At 39.2% G+C, this 24,739-nt stretch carries 22 protein-coding genes; 12 read left to right on the top strand and 10 right to left on the bottom strand.

The window, feature by feature from the left end; translation table 11 throughout:
* The first annotated feature begins 51 nt into the window (after nucleotides 1–51).
* Nucleotides 52–870 carry a type I methionyl aminopeptidase gene (gene map / locus EJ994_RS01055; RefSeq protein ID WP_126590824.1) on the top strand — a complete coding sequence of 273 codons (819 nt, stop codon included), beginning with the start codon at nucleotides 52–54 and terminating at the stop codon, nucleotides 868–870.
* Nucleotides 871–880: 10 nt separating this feature from the next.
* Entirely contained in the window at nucleotides 881–1,651 is a 771-nt protein-coding gene (locus EJ994_RS01050) for a class I SAM-dependent methyltransferase (protein WP_126590823.1), read from the top strand.
* Here EJ994_RS01050 and EJ994_RS01045 read toward each other — a convergent pair whose 3' ends face one another.
* The 8 genes from EJ994_RS01045 to EJ994_RS01010 all read right to left on the bottom strand — a co-directional run bounded on the left by EJ994_RS01045 (nucleotide 1,652) and on the right by EJ994_RS01010 (nucleotide 9,229).
* The gene (locus tag EJ994_RS01045) at nucleotides 1,652–2,653 is read right to left on the bottom strand and encodes an FAD:protein FMN transferase (protein ID WP_126590822.1); all 1,002 of its coding nucleotides are present in this window, start codon (nucleotides 2,651–2,653) and stop codon (nucleotides 1,652–1,654) included.
* Complete coding sequence (locus tag EJ994_RS01040) at nucleotides 2,650–3,018, bottom strand: Na(+)-translocating NADH-quinone reductase subunit F (RefSeq protein WP_099573058.1); 369 nt, start codon at nucleotides 3,016–3,018, stop codon at nucleotides 2,650–2,652. The genes EJ994_RS01045 and EJ994_RS01040 overlap by 4 nt, the downstream gene beginning before the upstream one ends.
* Before the next feature lie 68 nt (nucleotides 3,019–3,086).
* On the bottom strand, nucleotides 3,087–4,394 hold the full coding sequence (gene nqrF, locus EJ994_RS01035) for an NADH:ubiquinone reductase (Na(+)-transporting) subunit F (protein ID WP_099573059.1): 1,308 nt from the start codon (nucleotides 4,392–4,394) through the stop codon (nucleotides 3,087–3,089).
* A gap of 2 nt (nucleotides 4,395–4,396) precedes the next feature.
* A complete protein-coding gene (nqrE, locus tag EJ994_RS01030; RefSeq protein ID WP_126590821.1) occupies nucleotides 4,397–5,158 on the bottom strand; it encodes an NADH:ubiquinone reductase (Na(+)-transporting) subunit E in 762 nt (253 codons plus the stop codon).
* A gap of 21 nt (nucleotides 5,159–5,179) precedes the next feature.
* Entirely contained in the window at nucleotides 5,180–5,827 is a 648-nt protein-coding gene (locus tag EJ994_RS01025) for an NADH:ubiquinone reductase (Na(+)-transporting) subunit D (protein WP_126590820.1), read from the bottom strand.
* A 1-nt stretch (nucleotide 5,828) separates the two neighbouring features.
* Nucleotides 5,829–6,581 carry a Na(+)-translocating NADH-quinone reductase subunit C gene (locus EJ994_RS01020; RefSeq protein ID WP_099573062.1) on the bottom strand — a complete coding sequence of 251 codons (753 nt, stop codon included), beginning with the start codon at nucleotides 6,579–6,581 and terminating at the stop codon, nucleotides 5,829–5,831.
* Between the two features lie 2 nt (nucleotides 6,582–6,583).
* Nucleotides 6,584–7,873: an NADH:ubiquinone reductase (Na(+)-transporting) subunit B gene (locus tag EJ994_RS01015; protein WP_126590819.1), complete on the bottom strand. Its 1,290-nt coding sequence runs from the start codon at nucleotides 7,871–7,873 to the stop codon at nucleotides 6,584–6,586.
* A gap of 3 nt (nucleotides 7,874–7,876) precedes the next feature.
* Nucleotides 7,877–9,229, bottom strand: a complete 1,353-nt coding sequence (locus EJ994_RS01010) for a Na(+)-translocating NADH-quinone reductase subunit A (protein WP_126590818.1) — start codon at nucleotides 9,227–9,229, stop codon at nucleotides 7,877–7,879.
* Between the two features lie 151 nt (nucleotides 9,230–9,380).
* Here EJ994_RS01010 and EJ994_RS01005 point away from each other — a divergent pair, with 151 nt between their 5' ends.
* The 6 genes from EJ994_RS01005 (at nucleotide 9,381) to EJ994_RS00980 (ending at nucleotide 15,007) form a co-directional block, all read left to right on the top strand.
* Nucleotides 9,381–10,625 (top strand): DUF5103 domain-containing protein, encoded by a 1,245-nt coding sequence (locus EJ994_RS01005; protein ID WP_126590817.1) that lies wholly within the window; start codon nucleotides 9,381–9,383, stop codon nucleotides 10,623–10,625.
* Between the two features lie 113 nt (nucleotides 10,626–10,738).
* On the top strand, nucleotides 10,739–11,779 hold the full coding sequence (locus EJ994_RS01000) for a DUF3667 domain-containing protein (protein ID WP_241240822.1): 1,041 nt from the start codon (nucleotides 10,739–10,741) through the stop codon (nucleotides 11,777–11,779).
* 3 nt (nucleotides 11,780–11,782) lie between these two features.
* Entirely contained in the window at nucleotides 11,783–12,169 is a 387-nt protein-coding gene (gene apaG / locus EJ994_RS00995) for a Co2+/Mg2+ efflux protein ApaG (RefSeq protein ID WP_099573067.1), read from the top strand.
* An 81-nt stretch (nucleotides 12,170–12,250) separates the two neighbouring features.
* Nucleotides 12,251–13,879, top strand: a complete 1,629-nt coding sequence (pruA, locus tag EJ994_RS00990) for an L-glutamate gamma-semialdehyde dehydrogenase (RefSeq protein WP_126590815.1) — start codon at nucleotides 12,251–12,253, stop codon at nucleotides 13,877–13,879.
* Nucleotides 13,880–13,991: 112 nt separating this feature from the next.
* A complete protein-coding gene (locus tag EJ994_RS00985; protein ID WP_126590814.1) occupies nucleotides 13,992–14,504 on the top strand; it encodes a DinB family protein in 513 nt (170 codons plus the stop codon).
* 128 nt (nucleotides 14,505–14,632) lie between these two features.
* Entirely contained in the window at nucleotides 14,633–15,007 is a 375-nt protein-coding gene (locus EJ994_RS00980; protein WP_126590813.1) for a hypothetical protein, read from the top strand.
* Nucleotides 15,008–15,251: 244 nt separating this feature from the next.
* Here EJ994_RS00980 and rsmG read toward each other — a convergent pair whose 3' ends face one another.
* A complete protein-coding gene (gene rsmG / locus EJ994_RS00975; RefSeq protein WP_126590812.1) occupies nucleotides 15,252–15,887 on the bottom strand; it encodes a 16S rRNA (guanine(527)-N(7))-methyltransferase RsmG in 636 nt (211 codons plus the stop codon).
* 121 nt (nucleotides 15,888–16,008) lie between these two features.
* On the opposite strand from rsmG, the gene EJ994_RS00970 reads away from it, so the two are divergent.
* From EJ994_RS00970 to EJ994_RS00955, 4 genes are all read left to right on the top strand, one after another.
* Nucleotides 16,009–17,109 carry a fatty acid desaturase family protein gene (locus EJ994_RS00970; RefSeq protein WP_126590811.1) on the top strand — a complete coding sequence of 367 codons (1,101 nt, stop codon included), beginning with the start codon at nucleotides 16,009–16,011 and terminating at the stop codon, nucleotides 17,107–17,109.
* Between the two features lie 16 nt (nucleotides 17,110–17,125).
* The gene (locus tag EJ994_RS00965) at nucleotides 17,126–18,316 is read left to right on the top strand and encodes a pyridoxal phosphate-dependent aminotransferase (protein WP_126590810.1); all 1,191 of its coding nucleotides are present in this window, start codon (nucleotides 17,126–17,128) and stop codon (nucleotides 18,314–18,316) included.
* A 159-nt stretch (nucleotides 18,317–18,475) separates the two neighbouring features.
* On the top strand, nucleotides 18,476–20,446 hold the full coding sequence (locus EJ994_RS00960; RefSeq protein ID WP_126590809.1) for a sulfatase-like hydrolase/transferase: 1,971 nt from the start codon (nucleotides 18,476–18,478) through the stop codon (nucleotides 20,444–20,446).
* Between the two features lie 302 nt (nucleotides 20,447–20,748).
* Nucleotides 20,749–23,211 carry a DUF5686 and carboxypeptidase regulatory-like domain-containing protein gene (locus EJ994_RS00955; protein ID WP_126590808.1) on the top strand — a complete coding sequence of 821 codons (2,463 nt, stop codon included), beginning with the start codon at nucleotides 20,749–20,751 and terminating at the stop codon, nucleotides 23,209–23,211.
* Nucleotides 23,212–23,245: 34 nt separating this feature from the next.
* Here EJ994_RS00955 and EJ994_RS00950 read toward each other — a convergent pair whose 3' ends face one another.
* The gene (locus EJ994_RS00950; RefSeq protein WP_126590807.1) at nucleotides 23,246–24,739 is read right to left on the bottom strand and encodes a TrkH family potassium uptake protein; all 1,494 of its coding nucleotides are present in this window, start codon (nucleotides 24,737–24,739) and stop codon (nucleotides 23,246–23,248) included.

The following is a 24,739-nucleotide window of genomic DNA, read 5'->3' as shown; positions in this document are numbered from 1 at the left end:
ACGTTTGCGGCTATTAGAATCAAAGAACCGATTGCTTTACCTTTGTAACCTATGATTAAGATAAAAACTGCCGAGGAAATAGAATTGATGCGCCAAAGTGCACTACTTGTATCAAAGACGTTGGGAATGCTCGCAACTGAAGTGAAACCGGGTGTAAGCACCCTACAATTAGACACCCTGGCCGAAACGTTTATTCGAGATCATGGTGGCGTCCCAGGCTTTCTTGGCCTATATGATTTTCCGAATTCTTTGTGCATGAGTCCAAATGCACAAGTGGTTCACGGTATTCCAAACGAGACACCTCTGGTTGAAGGAGATATCATCTCTATAGATTGTGGTGTTTTAATGAACGATTTTTATGGAGATCATGCGTATACGTTTGAAGTTGGGGAGGTAACGCAAGAAACCAAAAAACTATTGGACATTACCAAACAGTCACTTTACGTGGGTATACGGGAATTTAAAATAGGTAACCGAGTTGGCGATGTAGGTTATGCCATTCAAAAATTTACGGAGGACCATGGTTACGGTGTAGTGCGGGAATTGGTCGGACATGGTTTAGGAAGAAAAATGCACGAAGACCCCGAAATGCCGAATTACGGAAGACGCGGACGTGGTAAAAAATTTGTAGAAGGAATGACCGTAGCCATTGAACCAATGACGAATATGGGTACTAAGAACATAAAACAGCTTAAAGATGGCTGGACCATCCTTACGGCTGACGGAAAGCCAAGTGCGCATTTTGAACACAATGTAGCCATCGTAAACGGTAAACCAGAATTACTCTCCACCTTTAAATATATTTACGAAGCCTTAGGGATTGAGAGTAATGAAGAAGATGAATTTAGACAGACCGCTATCAAGTCATAGTAATTGAAGAATGAAAAAAATCTTCAAATATTTTTTAAATGCAATACCCAGACCACTCCTTATAAAATTAAGTTACTTCGTTAGACCCTTATTTGCACTTTATTATAAGGGAAACACCTATGAGGACCCCATAGACGGGAAAAAATTTAGAAGCTTTCTGCCCTATGGCTATGAGAATCCAAGAGAAAATGTACTCTCCCCTTCTACCCTATCTCTGGAAAGACACCGACTTTTATGGTTGTATTTAAAGAATGAAACCAATTTTTTTAGTGATCATTTAAAGGTACTTCATTTTGCACCCGAACAGTCTTTTTATGATAGATTTAAAAAGCTTAGCAATATTGATTACACCACCACAGATTTAAACTCTCCTTTGGCCGATGTAAAGGCCGACATCTGTGATTTGCCCTTTGAGAACGATTCTTTTGATGTAATTCTCTGCAATCATGTGTTAGAACATATTCCTGATGACACAAAAGCCATGCAGGAATTATTTCGAACACTAAAGCCAGGTGGATGGGGTGTTCTGCAAATACCGCAAGATTTAAAAAGAGCGAAAACTTTTGAAGATGATTCCATCACCGATAAAAAGGAGCGCGCAAAAATTTTTGGGCAATACGATCACGTACGTATTTACGGCTTAGATTACTTTGATAAATTGAGGGCCGTAGGATTTAAAGTCGAGGAAGTTAATTACTCGGAAAACCTTACAGAAAAAGAAATTGATACATACCGTCTTGCTAGCGCAGAAATAATACCTGTAGTTAGAAAACACCAATAATTATTTAGAAACGACTTCTTTAAACCCGGAAGTTAAAAACTCCTTAGTCTCACCCTTATCATCCAAATAGACGATATATGCCTCTAACTTCTCATTAGAAGAAATTAATTTAAAAGCCACATCGAGGTCCATAGCCATGAAAGCTGTAGCATAAGCATCTGCAATGGCGCAATTTTCCGCCAGTATGGTTACCCCGAGCGTATTAGAATCCTTCGTATAACCTGTAATAGGATCAATCGTATGCACGAACTTTTTTCCCGTAAGGCTATCTACCCTAAACTTTCTATAATTCCCAGAAGAAGCCAAGGCCCTATTTTCCAGATTAATCAACAGTTTCAGTTCTCTATCTCCAGTAGCCTCTGGGTCATCTATACCCACCACCCATGGTTTGTTCTTTACCACATTGGTGCCCTTAGCTGCAATTTCGCCCCCTACTTCTACTAGAAAATTCTGTATTCCCTTGTCGTTAAGCATAACTGCTACTCTGTCAATGGCATAACCTTTGGCAATAGCATTAAAATCAAAATAGATATTGGAATCTTCCTTTTCGATAATGCCTTCATGTGTTATGTTTACCTTATTAAAACCAACATATTTCAATAAACTATCCACCTTAGCACTATCCATTACTATCTGTTTTTCAGGACCAAAACCCCATGCATTGACCAAGTTACCGACCGTTGGGTCAAAATAACCGTTCGTGGCTTCATGTATTTCCTTCGAAAGCTCAAAAACTTCTCGAAACATATGGTCTACTTCTATAGTCGTTTCTCCCTTATTAATTCTTGAAATATCGGATGTTGGAATGTAGGTAGATAACGATTGATTAACTACTGCAAAAACAGAGTCTATCTCTTTTCTATAATCCACTTCTTCATCCATTAGGTAGATGATATTATACGAGGTACCTAGCGCCTCTCCTATTGCCTGATTTTTAACTATTTCTTTATTAGTACATGAAAAAAATAAACAAACTAAAAAGACACTTAGACAACCCTTCATTCCTTAATCTCTATTAAACCATCATAATCAACTATATACTCCTCATTCAAATACACCGGAAGATTGTAATCCTTGGCATTGACCAAACCAACAGCGGCATAATAGGTCTTAGCCTCAAACTTTAGGGCGTGGTCTCTCATCTTGTTCAAGTCACTCTTGTAAAACGCTATATCTTTTGGGTCACCGGGATATTCAATACTTTTTACAACAATAAAATGCAATTGTTTTTCTTTAGTGCAAACAAATTGGGGATTCTTCTTCAATTCGCTATTTACCGCCAAGAACTCAAAACCGCCAGCCTCAAGTTCTTTTCCCACGATATTCATGGCCAAGTTATGTAGTTCTTGCTCGTTTAATGGCTGCATCTTCTATCTACTTATCAAAAAAACCGATATAAAATATCGGTTTTTCTATGTTTGTGTTCTTCTTGAGATTATCCTCCGAAATCGTCAAAACGAATATGTTCGTCCGGAATTCCAAAATCCTCTCCCATTTTTTGAACAGCTTTGTTCATTAATGGCGGTCCACAGAAATAAAGTTCGATATCCTCTGGAGATTCGTGGTGGTTTAAATAATTATCAATTACACAATTATGTATAAAACCTACGAAACCATCTCCTGGTGCATCTATATTCTCTTTCACCTTCCAATTATCTTCTTCCATAGGTTCCGACAATGCTAAATAGAATTTAAAATTCGGAAACTCCTTCTCCAAACGATAGAAATGATCTAAATAAAACAACTCTCGTTTAGAACGACCACCGTACCAATAAGATACCTTTCTATCTGTCTTCAATGTTTTGAACAAATGATACAGGTGTGAACGCATAGGGGCCATACCAGCACCACCACCTACATACAACATTTCCGCATCGGACTCATTAATAAAGAATTCTCCGTAAGGTCCGGATATAGTAACGTCATCCCCTGGTTTTAAACCAAAGATATACGAAGAAGCAACACCAGGATTTACATCCATCCATCCATTCTTAGAACGGTCCCAAGGCGGAGTTGCAATACGAACGTTCAACATAATCTCTCTTCCTTCTGCGGGAAAAGAGGCCATTGAATATGCTCTTTCAACCGTTTCAGGATTTTTCATAACCAAAGGCCACAAATTAAATTTATCCCACTCTGCTTGAAATTTATCCGGAGTGTCATGCTCTTCTGGGTGGGCCGTAATATCCATATCGGCAAATTTGACCTCACATTCCGGAATTTCAATCTGTATGTATCCACCGGCCTTATAACCCATATCTTCTGGAATTTCAACAACAAACTCCTTTATAAAAGATGCAACGTTATAATTACGCACTACTTTAGCTGGCCATTTTTTGATACCAAAAACTTCTTCAGGAATGGTAATCTCCATATCCTGCTTCACTTTTACCTGACATGCCAAACGCGCACCGTGATTTAATTCTCGTTTAGAGAAGTGTGGCGTCTCAGTAGGTAACGCTTCACCACCACCAGAAAGGACGTGGCACTCACATTGAATGCATGTACCACCCCCACCGCATGCCGATGGCAAGAATACCTTTTGATTACCCAAAGTAGTTAACAAAGAACTACCTGATGCAACCTCAACTTTCTTCTCTCCGTTTATGGTAATGGTCACCGGCCCAGAAGGTGATAATTTTTCTTTGGTAAACAATAGCAGTGCCACTAATACCATTAATAGTATTAAGAAGGCAACTACTGTAATTAATATTGTACCACCCGTACTTGTAGCTAAAATCATTCTTATTTGTTTACGTCGTTATACGAAATTTCATTCTCGTCAATCTCTTTTTTTACTTCATCAACATCTTCATCAAAAAGCACTTCTTTCTGCTCTAGCTGTTGTACCGTGGTATTTTCTACCTCTACCGGAGCCTCATCACCGCCGCCGGTAAGCATACCACCGAAACTTTGGAATCCAATACCCATTAGTCCGGTAATAATGAAGGTGATTCCCAAACCTCTTAATGGTGCAGGCACATTGGAATATCTGATTTTTTCCCTAATCGCAGCAATCGCCAAAATGGCCAAAAACCAACCGATACCGGAACTTACCCCATAATTAAAGGCCAAACCTAAAGTCTCTATTTCTCTTGCCTGCATAAAAAGTGAACCTCCCAAAATGGCACAGTTTACAGCAATAAGCGGTAAAAATATACCCAATGAATTGTAAAGTGATGGAGAAAATTTTTCTACCACGATTTCCACTAATTGTACCATAGTGGCTATAGTAGCTATGAAAAGAATAAAGGACAAGAAACTAAGATTATAGTCTGCATACTCCTCTCCTAACCATACCAGAGCACCGTCCTGCAAAAGATATTTATCCAATAACCAGTTTAAAGGAACGGTTACTGCCAAGACAAAAATAACAGCAGCACCTAGTCCTACCGCAGTCGCCACTTTTTTGGAAACTGCCAAATAGGAACACATTCCCAAGAACACGGCGAAAACCATGTTATCAATGAAAATGGATTTAAAGAATAATTCTATATGTTCTAACATAACGTCTTTTTAAATATCTGGTTAGTTTTCTTCTACTAAAGCTGGGTTTCTTGAACGTTGTACCCAAATGATAATACCTACCACTATTAAAGCAGCAGGAGGGATAATCATGAAACCGTTATTCTCATATCCGGTGGCATACAAACCCGTTTTCGTGATTGGGTCTCCTAAAACAGGGAAACCTAAAAGCGTGCCTGAACCTAAAAGTTCTCTAAAAAAGCCTACAATTATCAATATAACGCCATAACCAAGAGCATTCCCTATGCCGTCCAAGAAAGAACGCCAAGGACCATTCGCTAAAGCAAAAGCTTCAAAACGGCCCATGATTATACAATTAGTGATAATCAACCCAATAAAGGCTCCAAGTGTTTTACTAAGCTCATAAGCAAATGCCTTTAATACTTGGTCTACAATAATTACCAATGTAGCCACAACGATCAGCTGAACGATAATTCTAATTTTTGAAGGTATAATATCTCTCATTAAGGATATCACAACGTTTCCGATACCCATAACAAAGATTACGGAAATGGACATTACTATGGAGGCTTCCAATTCCGCAGTAATCGCGAGTGCCGAACAAATTCCCAAAACCTGAATGGTAATTGGGTTATTATCCGCTAAAGGGTCCAATATTAACCCAGCATCTTTTTTTGTTAGTAATCCCATATTATTTAACTCTTATCGTTTCTAAATAATCCTTATACAAATCAATGCTCTCTTTAATCATAGCCGCCACCCCGTTACCGGTAATGGTAGCACCTGCAAGTGCATCCACCTCGTTATCGTCCTTAGTTTTGTTCAAAGGATCATTATTTCCTTTGGCCACTGCGATACCTTCATACTTGGTACCGTCTAAAATGCTTTCTCCCGTAAAATCGTCCATGAAATAGCGCATTTTAATATTTGCACCCAATCCCGCCGTTTCTCCTTTATGATCAAAGTATACGCCTTGAACCGTCATGGTATCATCCACCGCAATGTAACCCCAGATAGCATCCCATAGTCCTTTCCCGTACATTGGAATGATGTAAAAGTTCTTTTGATCCTTTTCGCCAATAAAAAGTGGAAGTTTATAAGGTTGCCCTTTTTTCTTAGCAGCTAACTGCTTTTTCAAATCGATTAAAAAAGCCTCGTTATTTTCCGTAATCTTGTCGCCTTCAATTACGAGTTGCTCTTTGATGTAACTTTTAAATTCTCCCTCTACTTTGTCTGTAGGGATAAAGTTTACGCTACCGGCATCATCACCATTCTCGTTTATGCCCATGGCGTAGAGAATATTCTGCTGTTTCGCAAAACGTTCGTTCTCTTGAATGTTAGGTCTTAGACCAGATGCAAGGAATGCTAGTATAGAACCTACTACTACAACCATTACTGCCGCAAATATTACGGTGTAACTATTCTTATTTGTATCTAGTGCCATAATTAAACAGTTTCTGCTTTTAGTTCTTTAGCCTCTGCGTCCGAATCCAACGGAAGGATAACCGCGTTCTTAAGTCTTTTCATTCTTCTCTTGACATTACTTTGAATGACGTAATGGTCTATCGTTGGAGCAAATACGTTCATTAATAGAATTGCAAGAAAAACTCCTTCTGGATAAGCCGGATTAAATACCCTTATCATTACGGAAATAAAACCAATAAAGAAACCATAAATCCATTTACCACGATTGGTCTGCGACCCCGTAACAGGGTCCGTGGCCATGTAAACGATTCCAAACGCAAGTCCGCCTACAATCAAATGTTTCCAGAAATCGAAACTCATTAGCCCATAGAACTTACTTGTTTCTCCTACCCAACCGAAATCTACAACCTGATTAAAAATAAGTCCCATTACCAATGAGCCTATCACGGCGCTAACCATAATTCTCCAGCTAGCAATTTTACTGAATATTAAAAAGAGACCTCCTAAAAGGCATAGAAAAGCCGATGTTTCTCCTACAGAACCGGGAATAAAACCGAAGAACATATCCGAAATACTGTATTTTGCTTCCATCGCCGCACCATTGTTCTGGGCCAAATAACCCAAAATGGTTTCACCAGAGATAGCATCAACATTGGTTGCGCCTGCTAAAATTTGTTCTGAACGCTCCCGTGCTTCGTGTACCCAAACCTTGTCACCACTCATCCAAGTAGGATAGGCGAAGAATAAAAATGCACGTATGGTCAAAGCGGGATTTAAAATATTCATCCCAGTACCTCCAAAGACCTCTTTTCCGATAACAACACCGAAAACAACAGCTACCGCTAACATCCATAATGGCGTATCTACAGGAACAATCAATGGAACAAGCATTCCCGTAACCAAATAGCCTTCCTCTACTTCATGACCTTTGATTACAGCAAAGATAAATTCAACTATAAGTCCAATCCCGTAAGAAATTACCACCAACGGAAGTACTTTTATGATTCCTATCCAGAAATTATCCCATGTAATAAAATGTTCCATAACCGAAAAGTTGGATGGAAAACCATTGATTGCAGAATAATGTTGGTAGCCTGCATTGAACATGGAGAACACTAATATGGGAATCAATGCCATGATTACCGTGTTCATGGTTCGCTTTAAATCATCTGCTGCTTTCACATGAGTGCCACCGGCATGGGTGGTTTCGTCCGGAGTGAATAAAAAAGTATGAAAAGCATTGAAGGCCGGAGCCATCTTTTTGCCCTGATACTTTAATTTCAACTCATGCATTTTACTTTTTATGCTCATCTTTTATCCTATTTCTTTTTGTAACAAATCCAATCCTTCACGAATAATCCTCTGGTGTGGTTGCTTAGATATACATATAAATTCTGTCAAAGAAAAATCCTCTGGCGCAACCTCGTAAAGCCCTAATTGCTCCATTTCATCCAAATCCTTAACCATACAGGCTTTTAATAACTGCATTGGATAAATATCCAAAGGAAACACCTCCTCATACTGACCGGTAACCACAAAAGCCCTATGTTCACCATTGGTATTCGTATTTAAATCATATTTCTTTTTGGGCTGTAACCACGAGAATGTCAATGCTCTCGTATTGGAAACTTTATTGAAAATGGGTTTATTCCATCCGAAGAAATCATAGTCATCACCTTCAGGAATTACCGTTACCGTATTATTATAAAAACCTAAACTACCGTCAGGACTGCTTTTAGACCCTGTAAGCACATCGCCGTTGATTACTCTAAAATTCTCCTCGTTAACACCACTACCATATAAAAAAGTAGATATCTCGGCACCTATTTTGGTAGTATAATATTTGGGGGCTTTTACCGAAGAACCTGCCAAAGCAACAGTTCTGTCCGCATTAAATTTTCCTGTCAACAAAAACTCGCCGATAATCACTAAATCCTGTGGAGCAACGGTCCAGACCACCTCCCCCTTATTAATGGGGTCTAATCTATTGATTTGTGTTCCCACCAAACCTGCAGGGTGTGGTCCAGAAACTTTGTGCAATTCAACCCCACTCATTCCAGCAAGGGGAGAATCTGCATTTTGACCAACCGATATGTGAATCTTACCTGGTGTCAGTTTTGCTAGTGCGTTCAACGCAGCCTGCAGCTCTGCCTCTTTACCTTTTAGCACATAATCCAAGTCTGCAGTCAATGGTCCTGAATTATAGCCGGACACGAATATAGACTTCGGCGTAGTATCGGGATTTGCAATAACGTCATAGGGCCTCTGTTTGATAAATGGCCAGCATCCACCCTTTAATAAAAATGCCTTTACATCTTGCTTAGTAGCGCTTTCTAATGAGATAGCTTTGTGACTTGACGTTTCCTGAGTCTTGTCCGCCAAGATTTTTACGGTAAGGATTTTTCTTCTCGCTCCTCTTTCTATCTCCACCAACTCTCCACTTACAGGAGACACAAAAAGCATCTCCTCTACGTTTTTGTTGTAGAATATAGGTTCTCCCGCTTTTATCTCAGCTCCTTGTTTTACAAGCATTTTTGGCGTCACACCATGAAAATCCTCTAGATTTAAAGTGTAAACGTTACTCGCTACAGCTTTAGACGTTGTAAGCTCTGCAGCACCTACTAAATTGAGGTTCAGACCTTTTTTGATTCGAATGTCTTTAGACATATATTGTAGACCTTAGGTTAACAAAATTAGGTGCGAATTTACTACTAAATGAAAAAAATTCATAATAATTACCTTATAATTTCGGCATTATATCGATGTTAATTTGTTCGGCATCCTTTTTGTTTACCTTTACCTAAAAATTGGCTAAATAATGCGCTTTTTCCTTAAACAAATTCTTTTACTTTTTTTTCTACAAAATACGGTTGCTCAAGTACAGGAGGAAGTAATTGAACCAGAGAATATTAAATCGATTATTTTCAAAGGCCCTACAGAAGATCAGTTCCCTATTATACAGCTAGGTGAACCGATGTATTTAGAGTTTGACGATTTGTTGGCCAACGAACAGGACTACTACTATAAAATAGTGCACTGTGATTACGACTGGACACCATCGGACCTGCTTAAATCACAATATTTGAGTGGCGTGGACAATCAGCGAATCATTAATTACGAAAACAGCTACACCACGCTAGAGACCTATTCCAACTACCAATTAACCATTCCCAACGAGAATGTAAAATTGAAAGTTAGCGGCAATTATGTCCTAGAAATTTACAACAGTAGTTATGAACTTCAATTTTCTAGAAGATTTGTAGTCTATAAAGATATCGTTAAAGTAGGTGGTACGGTAAAACGGTCCAGGGATTTTGACTTTTTAAACGAGAAACAGGTGGTACAGTTTGCCATCAATGCGGGTAATTTTAGATTGGTAAATCCAAAAAAGGAAGTGAAAGTGGCTATTTTACAGAATTATTATTGGCCTAACGCTCTTTACAACATTAAACCACAATTTACACTTGGTCAAGAGCTGGTGTACAGATACGACCAAGAGACCGCATTCAACGGTGGTAATGAGTATCTGCTCTTTGACACAAGCGACTTAAGGGCCCCAAGTTCCCAGATATCAAGAATTGAATTGAACGAAATCTACCATCACTACCTATTCTCCGATGATTACAGAAATGACGAACCCTACACCTTTTTCCCTGACATAAATGGTGATTTTACGATTAGAACATTGCAGGGCGAGAACGCTTCCAGAGAAGCTGAGTACACTAATGTACATTTTAGTCTGCCCTATACCGAGGCACTAGCACTGGACGATGTTCACATATTCGGAAAGTACAATAACTATGCCTTGACCGAAGAGAACAAAATGGTCTACAATGAAGAAAATGGTATGATGGAAGCCGTAATAAAATTCAAACAAGGCTTTTACAATTACAAATACGTGACAAAAAACTCGGAAAATGAAATCCGCTTAAATCCTGTAGGAGGTAATTTTCATTTTACCGAAAATAATTACTTGATTTTGGTATATTACAGGGATTTTGGCGACATGTACGATAGTATTATTGGCGTAGGTTCGGCAAACTCTAGAAACATCACCAATTAGGGTAATTTACTTTCTGATTTTAAATGGAAACCAAACCAAAGGTTAATACTTCTGGGCGTTACAAGCTAAAATACCGAGGGGTAGCTTGCTTAAATTGCAAACATCCCTTGGATATGAGCGATAAGTATTGCCCTAACTGTGCACAAGCCAATAGCACCAAAAAGCTTTCCTTAAAGGATTTTTTTGATGAGTTTTTTTCCAATGTTCTTTCTTACGACTCTAAACTGCTCAAGACCCTGGGCGCCCTTTTATTAAGACCGGGGAAAATTACCCGCGACTATATAGAAGGTAAACGGGTTTCTTATACCAATCCTTTTAGGTTTCTTTTAAGCCTATCTATCGTATACTTTCTTTTAATGGGCTTATCAGGTGATTTTTCACAAATAGATAAATTTGCGGATACCACTGGAAATGAAATTCTAAATTTTGAGGCCGACGATGTCATTCAAAATTTAGACTTTGAAGAGAAAAAAGAGGCGGAGAGCTTCTTAAACACTATAGACTCCTTAAAATTAGGAGAATTTATCCGTAATCAGCAGCGTAAAAAAGATTCTATGATCCTTGCGCATCCAAAAAAAGAATTGGAAGCCGTATCGGATAAAGGCTTTATTGCAAGGTATTTTGAAAAACAAAAGATTTTTACTCTTTTAATAGAAAACGACACTATCTACGTTTTTGATGATCTTGTTGAGAAATATAATATTGAAAACAGCCGGGAGCACCGCATGTCATTTAGCGGCGCAAAAAGCCTGATCAAGGCCAAAAGTCGACCGGGTGAGTACATTAGTTCCTTAATTTCAAAATTGCCTTTCACCACATTTTTCTTTCTGCCGGTCTTCGCCATCTTCGTTTGGTTGATGTATATCAGAAAAAAATACACTTATACCGATCATTTAATCTTTAGTTTCCACAATCAATCATTGTTATTTATCTTGCTCATTATTAGTTATTTGATAGATAATATTTTTGGTATTGAAAGCGGAGGTATCTTCTTTCTCATTTTTGGGATTTACCTCTACAAGGCAATGAGAAATTATTACCAGCAAGGAAGGTTTAAAACTATTGTTAAATATCTTTTTCTCAATACTATTTTCATTATTTTGGCTATTGTAGGTGTAGCAATATTGTTCACCACCAGCATTTTTACATTTTAGATTATGACTACACAGGTTACTAAAGGCATTAAGATTTCAGTAAATACTAATTTTGAAGGTACTTTCTTTAAAAATTATAAAATGCACTATGCTTTCGGGTATACCATTACAATTGAGAATCAAAGCAAAGAACCTGTGCAACTCACATCACGTCATTGGAGAATCTACGACTCCTTAAACGATATTGAAATTTTGGACGGTGAAGGTGTTATTGGCAAAAAACCGGTAATTCAACCCGGGGAATCGCATACCTACAATTCCGGCTGCTTGTTAACCTCCCCTATAGGAGCTATGAAAGGACATTATAACATGGTGAATTTTGATTCCTCAGAGAAATTCAGAGTGTTCATTCCTACATTTAAATTTAGCGCACCGTTCGCCTTAAATTGATTCCTTTTCTGGCCATTTAGTTTTTAGTGGCAAACCCTTTTAGTACCTTTGTTAGACTTTTTAATTCTTAAAATTTTGACAATGGGTAAAGGTTTTTTTCAAGTACCAACAGCTTTTAATGAGCCAATAAAAAGCTATGCTCCAGGGACTCCGGAGCGAGAGGAAGTGCTACATCAATATAAAGAATATTACAATAACAAAGTCGATGTACCTATGTATATTGGCGCCGAAGAAGTGCGCACCGGGAACACCAAACCCATGTCTCCGCCACATGACCACCAACACATCGTAGGGAGCTATCATATCGCGGAAAAGAGTCACGTAGAAAATGCCATTTCTAATTGTTTGGCATCAAGGGATGCATGGGCAAACCTTACTTGGGAACAACGCGCTGCTATTTTCTTAAAGGCAGCGGAACTCATCGCAGGTCCTTACAGGGCAAAGATTAACGCTGCCACCATGATTGCACAGTCAAAAACGATACACCAAGCAGAAATAGATGCGGCCTGTGAGTTCATAGACTTCTTAAGGTTCAACGTAGAATTCATGTCACAGATCTATGAGGAGCAGCCAGATTCTGCGGAAGGCATATGGAACCGCGTGGAATATCGTCCTTTAGAAGGATTTATATATGCGGTTACTCCGTTCAACTTTACGGCTATTGCGGGAAACCTGCCTGCAAGTGCGGCCATGATGGGTAATGTTGTCGTATGGAAACCAAGTGACAGTCAAGTATTTTCGGCTAAAGTAATTGTAGACGTGTTTAAGGAAGCAGGTCTTCCAGATGGTGTTATCAACGTGGTCTATGGTGACCCGGTAATGATTACGGAAACGGTGCTATCCAGTCCCGATTTTGCAGGAATACATTTCACAGGCTCAACATTTGTTTTCAAAGAACTTTGGAAACAAATCGGAAATAATATACATACCTACAAGACCTATCCTAAAATCGTTGGTGAAACTGGTGGAAAAGACTTCATCGTAGCCCACCCTTCAGCAAAACCGAAGCAAGTTGCAACGGCCATTGTCCGTGGTGCCTTTGAATTCCAAGGACAAAAGTGTAGTGCGGCATCTAGGGTTTATCTACCAAAATCAACGGCTCAAGAAATACTGGACCTCGTAAAGAAGGATATTGCCTCTTTTAACGAACCGGGTTCTCCTGAAGATATGAGCAATTTCATCACTGCGGTAATTCACGAAGGGTCCTTTGATAAACTTGCCAAGTATATTGATCAGGCCAAAAGCGATAAGGCTGCGGAAATCGTTGCGGGTGGAAACTACGACAAATCAAAAGGGTATTTTATTGAGCCTACCGTGATTGTCACTACAGATCCAAAATACACTACTATGGAGACCGAACTTTTTGGGCCCGTTGTCACCATATATGTTTATGATGACAAGGATTGGAGTAAAACCTTGAAGCTTGTAGATGCTACCTCGGAATATGCACTAACCGGAGCAGTTTTGTCCACGGACAGGTACGCCATTGAAGAGGCGACACAGGCGCTACAGAATTGCGCAGGAAACTTTTACATTAATGACAAACCTACGGGAGCAGTTGTTGGACAACAACCCTTTGGTGGCGCTAGAGCATCGGGAACCAACGATAAAGCCGGTTCCGCACAAAATCTATTAAGATGGGTTTCCCCAAGATTAATAAAAGAAACGTTTGTTACCCCAGAGAATTACAGGTATCCGTTCTTAGGGTAACCCACTGATGTTAAATTGTTTGGAAAAACGATCAGTAGATTGAAAATTGATTAAATTTAAAGGCTCCGTTAGATAACCTAACGGAGCCTTTAAACAACTATAACCTCGTAAAATGAAAAAAGTATTAGCAATTTGTGCCTTATTGACCGTGGGACTCAATTATGCACAAGAAAATTTAGCCCAAAGCACTATTAAAGCTGTTTTAACGGGTAATCAAGCCCAAGTTGTTCAATTGGCAGAAGCTTTTGCCGAAGATCAATACGACTGGAGACCAGCCGAAGGCGTAAGCTCTGTAGGAGAAGCGCTTATGCATGTTGCCGGAGCAAATTATTATCTCGCTTCTAAAATGGGGTTTCCGCCGCCAGAAGACGTAGACATGATGTCTCTTGGAAAAATTACAGGGAAAGAAAATATCATTAGCGCATTAAAAAAATCCAACGAATTTGTTTTAGAGAAAATTATGATGGTAAACAATAGCGAACTCAATGAAGAGGTCGATTTTGGTTTCGCTAAGATGAACAAAATGGGCGGACTTTTAGCCATTATGGAGCACAACGGAGAGCATAAAGGCCAATTAATTGCTTATGCCCGGTCCAATGGAGTTGTACCGCCTTGGAGCAAATAAGCTTCTCACCACTAAAACATGTAAAAGGTGCCAATTGGCACCTTTTTTATTCTTTATACATTACGTAAAGAAAACACTAAAGCTAGCAACCATTTGGTAATTAGCGTATCTCTTTAAGAAATGTAATTATGAAAAGATGTATTCTACTTGCGAGCTTTATTAGCTTAATATCCTGTAGTACAGATGATTCAAACCTTCCAATAATTGCCGCGTGCGACACTGCGAATCCAATCGAAGATTTAACTTGGTTAAGAGCACAGACTGAAGTTATAAAAAATGACCAAAGCGATATTGCCCAATATTTTTTCATTGAAATTGCCGAATACCAAAACCAAACCGTATTCTTAGCTAATAACTGCTGCCCCATTTGTGGAACAGTCGTTCCCATCTATAATTGCGAAGGAGAGCAAATTGGATTTTTAGGCAGTGATATTCTTATGGACGAACTATCGGACACAAGAATTATTTTCAGTAGAGATGACTTTTCCTGTCAGGTAAATTAAAATGACAATCTTCAAAAAATCTGCGCCTATCAGCATCTTGAAAACAGTATAAATGTAAATTTAACGTTAATTTATTGTAAATTAAATGTAATTATCTCATATTTATTACCTAAAATCAAAGGCCATGAAAATGTATTCAAAATTAAGACTGACCATTACTTGTCTAAGAATCCATTACTGGAGTCACCTGAAAAGCTATGCAAAAAAATGTAGAAGCGGTTATTATGCCATTTTAGCCATTTAATTACCCCTTAAACTTTAGCGGCAAATAGACTACTTTCTTGGTCTCAAAAAAATCATGTTCAAAGTAGGATGTTAAGTCGAAAACCTCTGCCGTCCTGTAATCCTTAAGCTCCTCACTTAAATCACCTCCTTTTAGATAAAGAATACCATTCCTTCTTTGATGAACGGACTCTTTTTTAATTTTGCCTTTTACCCAGTGTACAAAAGTTGGCATTGCCGCCACGGCTCTGCTCACTATAAAATCAAATTGTCCTGGAATCTCCTCAACTCTAGAATTTACTGAAGTGACGTTTAATAGTTCTAAACCGTCCACCACTTCATTCACCACTTTAATTTTCTTACCAATAGAATCTACCAAAGTAAAATGAACGTCGGGATAAAGTATTGCCAAAGGAATACCCGGGAAACCTCCACCTGTGCCCACATCTAAAATCTCAGCACTATCCTTAAAATCTTGAATCTTTGCGATTCCCAAAGAGTGCAACACATGCCGTAGGTATAACTCTTCAATATCCCTTCTGGAAACCACATTGATTTTCTGGTTCCAATCTTTATAAAGCTCCTCCAAAAGCACAAATTGTTTCTTTTGGATATCAGATAAATTGGGAAAATATTCAAATATGGTTTCAGCCGTCATCCGTATCTTTGTAAATTAATTTTATTAGTATATTCACTTTTGCAAAGATTTCGTTTTTTAACTAAGCTATCAAACAATAACGACTTCAATTGCGTTATATTTATCAAAAAGATTTCTTCAAATGGAACAAAACACAATTCGTTTTTCAAGAAAAGACTCTGCCCAATTTTTTAAAACATTAAATGGAAGGGTAAACGAGTATTTCAAGAACAATAAAATAAAGAAAACAGGAAACTGGAGATTGCACGTAAAGACCATCGTAATGTTTACGCTATTTTTAGCTCCTTACTTCCTTATACTTACGTTAGGCTTACCAACATGGGCAAATTTGCTCTTAACCATTGTCATGGGTGTAGGAATGGCCGGGGTAGGAATGAATGTGATGCACGATGGTAATCACGGGTCTTACTCCAATAAAAAATGGGTGAACAAACTCATGGGAAGTAGTATTTACATACTCGCAGGAAATGTTTACAATTGGCAGGTACAACACAATGTATTACATCATACATACACCAACATCCATGAGCACGATGAAGATATGGAGGCCGGAAGAATTCTGCGTTTTTCTAAACATACGGAATGGAAAAAACATCATAAATTTCAACACTTTTACTCGGTATTCCTTTACGGCCTGCTCACATTTAACTGGGCCATTACGACAGATTTTCAGCAAATGTACCGTTACATGAAGCGTAAGTTGTCTTACGGAAAATTACCAAGTGCCGCCATGAACTGGAGCACCTTGTTAATTACCAAAGCGCTATACATTACTATTTGGATTGTCTTACCGATGTTATTTCTTGACATTGCATGGTGGAAAATTTTTATTGGTTTCTTTATTATGCACTACGTGGCAGGGGTTATTTTAAGCGTAGTTTTTCAATTAGCACACATTGTTGACCATGCTGATACACCATTGCCGGACGAAAACGGCACCATGAAAAATACTTGGGCTATTCACCAATTGTTCACAACGGTAAATTTTGGCACAAAAAACCGAATTGTTAACTGGTTCACAGGTGGCTTGAACCATCAGGTAGAGCACCATATCTTTCCGAACATCAGCCATGTACATTACACAAAAATTTCTAAAATTGTGAAACAGACGGCCAAGGAATTTAATTTGCCTTACCATGAGTATAAAACTACTAGGAAAGCCATAATTTCGCACTTCAAACATTTAAAGGAATTGGGAAAACAACCTTCCCTTCAGTACTAGTAATTTTATAAGCGACATGAGCAAGCAACTATCGGACAGAATCAACAGTGTAACTCCTTCCGCAACCCTAGAAATGGCCGCAAAGGCCCGTGAACTTAGAACTCAAGGAAAAGACATCATAGGATTAAGCTTGGGGGAGCCCGATTTTAAAGTTCCGGGTTATATACAAGAAGCCGCAATACAAGCCGTTAAAGATGGTTATAATTCCTATACCCCAGTTGACGGATATGTAGACTTAAAGCAAGCTATCATCACAAAGTTTAAACGTGATAATAACTTGACCTACGAAGCGCCTCAAATTGTGGTATCCACAGGAGCCAAGCAAGCACTTTACAACGTTGCACAAGTAGTGTTGAACAAAGGGGACGAAGTTATTTTACCCTGCCCTTACTGGGTAAGCTATTCTGATATCGTGAAACTTGCAGACGGTGTTCCCGTAGAAGTACCTACTTCTTTGGAAGATGATTTTAAAATGACCGCGGCACAATTAGAGGCTGCCATCACACCAAAGACAAAAATGCTTTGGTACAGTTCTCCTTGTAACCCTAGTGGATCTATTTATAGTAAAGAAGAATTACGCGCATTGGCGGATGTGTTACAAAAACATCCTCAAATCATCGTAGTAAGCGATGAAATTTATGAGCATATCAACTATGGTGTCACGGAACATGCTTCTATGGCTTCATTCCCGGACATGTACGATCGCACCGTAACGGTCAATGGAGTCGCAAAGGCATTCGCCATGACCGGATGGCGTATTGGGTACATCGGTGCCCCAGCCTACATAGCCCGAGCATGTAACAAATTACAAGGTCAGGTAACTAGTGGCGCTAACTGTATAGCACAAAGAGCGGTAATTACCGCATTGGAAGAGTCGCCCGACCGTATTTCGTATATGGTGGACGAGTTCAAAGAACGAAGAAAACTTATTCTTGGTCTTTTAAATAGTATTGACGGATTTAAATGTAATGAACCTGAGGGAGCCTTTTATGTTTATCCGGATGTAACGGCGTATTTCGGAAAGACTTTGAACGGCACTACAATACATAATGCTTCGGATTTTGCCATGTATCTCTTGGAACATGCCAATGTAGCAACCGTTACGGGTGATGCCTTCGGTAACGGAAATTGCGTCCGTATATCTTACGCTGCCTCCGTAGCGCATATAAAAGATGCCATATCTAGAATAAAAACTGCTCTAGGTTAGAAATTATGAATCTAGCAATTGAAAATACCCTCAAGGCCTAAACCTTGAGGGTGTTTTCTTTGGAGGTGCCCCATACCACAAAGATGACGTCATTTTTTAGAAGAAAAATTACAATTAGAGGGAATCATATAGTATATTCCAACTAGAAAAAACTTCCCAATGAGAAAACTGGTCGCCCGTTTAATATTACTTCAATTTTATTTTGTTGGTAGTATTCTTTTCGCTCAAACAAAACCCAACGTGGTACTCATATTCCCAGATAACCTAGGTGTAGGCGAGGTTGCCTCATATGGTGGTGCCAGGGGTGTTCCTACGCCTAATATTGACCGAATAGGAAATGAGGGCATTCGCCTAACGAACTTTAATGTGGAGTATTCATGTACTCCATCTCGTATCGCCATTATGACCGGACGATATGCTGTTCGCGCCGGGGAGGATTACTATTCCGGGACGACACTGTGGGAAGAAATGCTTCCGGAACGTTTAAAATTGGAAGGTTATGCCACGGCGCTCTACGGAAAGTGGGATTTAGGGGCTAAAGACTGGCTCGGTAACCGAGAGCCTACTGACCAAGGTTTTGACCAATGGTACGGCATACCGGGAACAACCACAGTAGCCCAATATCCTGCAATGGAAGGATTTGACCCAAGTTTACAGCCAGAACCCTATATATGGGAAGGTACCGCAGGCAGTGATTCTAAAAAGGTAAAACCATTTAATCCTGATACCAGACGAACCATTGACCGAGAAGCGGCCGAAAAAGGCGTTGCATTTATAAAAGAGAACGCCGATAAAAATAAACCCTTCTTTCTGTATTACGCCATGACCCAGCTCCATTTTCCCGCATTACCCCACCCCGATATGGCCGGAACTACCGGAGCAGGTGATATGGGCGATTCTATGGCCGATGTTGATTTTAACGTAGGTTTAATTTTAGACCAATTGAAAGAACTGGGAATCGAGGAGAACACCTTAGTTATTTGGTGTACGGACAACGGCGCTGAGATGAGAAGACCATGGAGAGGTTCTCCCGGACCGTATAGAGGCTACTATAACTCCGCCATGGAAGGTGGTGTGCGAACCCCGGCGGTCATTAGATGGCCAAATAGGATCAAACCCGGTCAAGTTTCTAATGAGATGATACATGAGGTGGATTTATTCACCACCATTATCAATGCCACGGGCTCGGACAAGGCGGTACCAAAAGACCGATATATCGATGGCGTAAACCAACTACCGTTTTTAGAGGGCAAGCAAGAACACGCCAATCGCGAAAGTGCCATTTTCACCCAACGTTTTGGTCAGATCATGGCAGTGAAATGGCGTAATTGGAAGTTGTGGTACGTATACAAAACAGAAATGCCCGACCCTGAACCCGATAACTTGGTACGCCTATTTGATTTGCGCGTGGACCCAAGGGAGGAAATAGACGTTAAAGATTATTATCCTGGTGTCGTAGGAATTATGGACAGTATTGTTCAGAACTATGAAAAAACATTCATTGAATACCCCAGGGTAACAGCGAGTGCAAATAGAAAAGAACCCTATTTACCACCCTCAAAAGGTTCGGGAAGTCCAGTACAAACCTACACGAGAAGTGATAGAATCAAACTGAACCCTAGAAGTAATGCTATGAAGAACCCTGATTTTTCGGGTACATGGTCTACCACCGTGCTGCATAGGGTATCGGTCATAAATCGGACGGACGAGCCGGCCATACCTACTTTGGGTAGCGGTTGGGGAGATAAAATTTCAATCAAGCATGTTCCTGAGGAGTTAGCTGTAGAGCGGGTGGTTTTTATTCCCCGGGACTTTCAACAACTTGTTACCTATCAATTTGCTTTAGACGGTTCAAAATCCGAAAACAATGTATTGACCGGTCGGCAACGTAAAGCTATCACCTCAACTACCCATTGGGAAGACCATAGGCTGGTGATTACCTCAATCTATCCTTTTAAAGACACGAAAACAGGAAAATGGCTAGCAAGTAAGGTGACCCAGACGCTCTGGCTAGAACCCCCTACCAAAACTCCGTGGGAACCCACATTGGTTGTGGAGACGACTAGGGAAGGATTAATGGATGGTTTAACCTCGACCAACAGAACGGTTTATACTAAAGGGTATCGGTAATATCTCAATCATAAAAAAGCATATGTTTTAGAATTTAAATAACCCTCGACCGCCAAAAGGAGGGTTGTTTTTATTATTCCATAGCGTTTGTAACCTTAACAACATCGTTCTCAACACTACAATGATTATTAGCATTACAATTTAATACGCCTATCCAACAATTAACCATGCTATTTTTACAATTGAGTACGGATAATTAGAGAAGGGAATACATCTTTTTTAAATTTATTCATCAAATGAAGCTAGCCTAGCTAGTACAGGATAATTAATATAGGTTTAACTCACATTATAAATTATGATTTATGTGCAATAAATATCTCATTGTTATCTTTCAAATATGCTGTAGTTATTTTGCGAGCGGTCAAGTATTTGGACTGGTGGTCGACAAAAACAACGAACCACTGCCGTTTGTAAATATCTATATCGAGGAAACCTTAAACGGAACGACCACTAACGCAAATGGGGAATATGAGCTCGTGGCACCTACTAAAGGGGAACAAGTAATTGTTTTTAAATATCTAGGTTATAAAACCGAGAAAAAACCTGTGGACATCTCATCAGGAAATTATGAACTGAACATAACTATGACCGAGGAAGGTCTAAACCTTGATGAGGTTCAAATCGTAGCGAACGAGAATCCTGCCAACATCATCATGAGAAAGGTAATTTCCAAAAGAAAGGAACTGCGAGATAAAATAACCAATTACAGGGTTAACTTTTATTCTAAGGGGCTTATCAAAATCAAAAATGCCCCTGAACGTATTTTAGGCCAAGAGTTAGGAGATTTTGGCGGTGGTTTGGACTCTACACGTACAGGAATCTTGTACCTGTCCGAGACAATATCGGAAGTGGCACGAAGCAATGGAAAGCTAAAGGAAAAAATCCTAGCCTCTAAAGTAAGTGGCGACGACAATGGCTTTAGTTTCAACGCTGCCTTAGATGTTGATTTTTCTTTTTATGAAAACAGAGTAGCGTTGGGCAGTCAATTGGTATCTCCCCTTGCGGATAATGCTTTCTCTTATTACACCTATCAATTAAAGGGAACTTTCTATGATGAGGGTAATCGATTAATAAATCAAATTGAGGTGACGTCAAAACTAGCGGAAGATAAAACGTTCAATGGAACTATTTATATCGTAGAGGACGAATGGGCATTATATGCAGTGGACTTAAAACTTACAGGAAAACAGGCTCAGATTGTTCCGGTGGACACCTTCAACATAAAACAGAGTTTTAATTATTCCAAGCGAGACAACATGTGGCTAAAAGTATTACAGCGTTTCGATTTTGAATATAGTATACTAGGTTTTGAAGGTGCTGGCAGATTTACATCAGCTTATAAAGACTATGATTTGAATCCCAACTTTGTTAAGGGGGATTTTACATCCGAAATCTTATCTTTTGAAACAAATGCGAATAAAAAGGATAGTATATTTTGGGAGGATAAAAGACCTGTACCCCTAACCACTGAGGAATTTTCGGATTACAAATTAAAAGATAGTATACAGATTATTAGAAAAACTCAGAAATACTTGGATTCTGTAGATGCGAAGAAAAATAAATTCAGACTTTCATCTCTACTATTCGGCTACACTTACGATAATACTTTCAAGGAAAAGTATTACACCATAAATTTTCCGGTAGAAAACCTTTTATTCAATACGGTTCAGGGATGGCATGGTTCACTAGCGTTCAATTATCTCAAATTGAATAAAGAAAAAGGCAATGCTTTTCAGTTCAACACCAAGGTAAATTACGGCCTATCAGATAAAAGAGTGCGTCCTACCGCTGCTTTGTATTATAGGTTCAATACATTCTCTAGACCCATACTCCGATTAAAAATGGGTAATGAGGTAAGGCAATTTAACAATGAAGAACCCATTACACCTATTGGAAATACCATTACTTCCCTATTTTTTGAGCGTAACTTTGCTAAATTCTATGACTTAACTTTTGTAAACCTATCCTACTCCAAAGAAGTCACAAACGGAATACAGACAAATTTCAACTTAGCTTTCGAGGATAGAAAACCCTTGTTCAATACTACGGACTTCACCTATGTAGATTTTAATGACAGGAGATATACTTCCAATAATCCCTTGGAACCGGAAGATTTTACGACTGCACCCATAAACGACCATACTATTGTGAGATTAGCAATAGATGTTAGATTCCGCTTTGGACAACAATATATTAGTTATCCTGACGAAAAGTTTAATGTACCCAATGAAAAATATCCTACATTATATCTAGGTTATGAAAAAGGATTCGCCTCCAGTTCGGTTTCCAATCACTTTGACCAGCTTAAGATACGGCTAAATCAATCTGTAAATGTAGCCACTAAAGGAACATTTTCTTATAACCTGAGAGCGGGCGCATTTTTAAATCAGGGAGATATTTCTTTTGTAGATTACCAGCATTTTAATGGTAACGAATCCTATATTACGCGAAAGGACTATCTGGAATCTTTTTTGCTACTGCCCTATTATTCCTTTAGCACCAACCAAGAATACCTAGAAGGACATGCAGAATATAACTTTAAGGGTTTTATATTAAATAGAATACCGCTTCTAAAAAAATTAAATGCCCACTTGATTGTATCTGGAAATTTTTTAGCCACAACAAACAATAGACCGTACTCGGAATTTGGCGTTGCTTTAGGTAATTTAGGTATAAGAAAATTCAGGTTCCTTCGAGTAGGTTATGCTCAAAGTTATTTTAATAATACCGTTGAAAAGGGTATAAATATAGGTTTAATGTTTTAAGGTCTTTCTTAATTGCATGCTACTTTGCAATGCTTTATGTCCGTTTCCAGAAATAAGGCGTAAGAAGTATCAATACGGTAAATAATTCTAGCCTACCGGCCAGCATCAAAAATCCGCACCACCATTTCGCCAAATCTGGCAATCCGTTAAAATTACTAACAGGATTTAAGCTTCCCAAGGCAGGGCCTACATTACCTAAGGAAGACGCTGCCCCACCAATGGCCGATTCAAAGTCCAGACCTAAGAAGCCTAAGACCAAAGCCCCAATAATAAAGAGAAGCATGTAGAGTACAAAAAAACCTATTATATTATAAACGATATGTTCCTTGACCGTTTTATTATTGTACCGTACCGGTATAATGGCATTGGAGTGCAAGGTTCTTTTGAACTCTAGAAGACCATTCTTTATAATCAATAAATGGCGCATTACTTTGATACCACCTGCTGTAGAACCGGCAGAACCGCCCAAAAAAAACAACCCAAAAAAGAATATGGTTAAAAAAGGGGTCCATGCGGTAAAATCGGCACTGACAAAACCCGTAGTCGTAACCACGGCGACCACCTGAAAGAGTGCATGCCTAAACGAACTTTCCGCTTTACCTAAAACCATAGGGTATCCTGGAGTAAGTTCCGTAATATTCGCTCTAAAATAAATGACCAAGCCAGCCGTAATCGTTGCGGTGAGAATAAACAGAAAATAAAACTTAAGTTCCTCGTCTTTCAATACTTTTTGAACTTTTCCTTTGAACGCAAAATAGCTCATTACAAAATTGGTCCCTGCCAAGAACATGAAAAGAATTATAATATACTGTATCATGGGCTGGTCGTTCCAATGTGCCAAACTAGCATTTTTAGTAGAAAATCCACCTGTAGAGAGGGTCGCCAAGGCATGGTTTATAGCATCAAAAAAGGACATCCCCGCTAATTTTAAGAGTATGGTCTCGGCTACGGTATACCCTACGTAAATGAGCCAAAGTCTTTTTGCCGTGTCGGTAATTCTTGGATGTAACTTATCCGCACTTGGTCCAGGAGCTTCAGCTGCAAATAGCTGCATACCACCAATTCCTAAAAGCGGTAGTATTGCAATTGCCAATACGATTATACCCATACCACCGATCCAATGGGTAAGGCTTCGCCAAAACAAAATTCCTTCAGGCATGGATTCAATGTCATCCATAATAGAAGCACCGGTTGTGGTATATCCGGATATGGTCTCAAAGAAAGCATTAGTGATATCGGGGATGGCACCCGAAAAAATATAGGGTAACATCCCTGAAATGGACATCACGATCCAACCGAACGTGACGATAATATACCCCTCTTTCTGCTTTACTTCCTTACGATGTCCACGTGTATAATACATCGCAAAAACACCAGCGAACATCGTTGAAATCGAAGCTAGGGTAATACTTAAGGTTGCACCGTCCTTGTAGATACCGCTGACCACTGCAGCCAACAGCATAAAGCCCCCATTGCAAAGCAATAAAAGACCCATTAAGTGAAAAATTATTCTAGAATTCAGGCGCAT

Source organism: Maribacter sp. MJ134, from assembly GCF_003970695.1.
In the GTDB taxonomy this organism is placed as follows: domain Bacteria; phylum Bacteroidota; class Bacteroidia; order Flavobacteriales; family Flavobacteriaceae; genus Maribacter.
The sequence above is the reverse complement of the archived record's forward strand: the minus strand, read 5'-3'. Positions and strand labels throughout refer to the sequence as shown.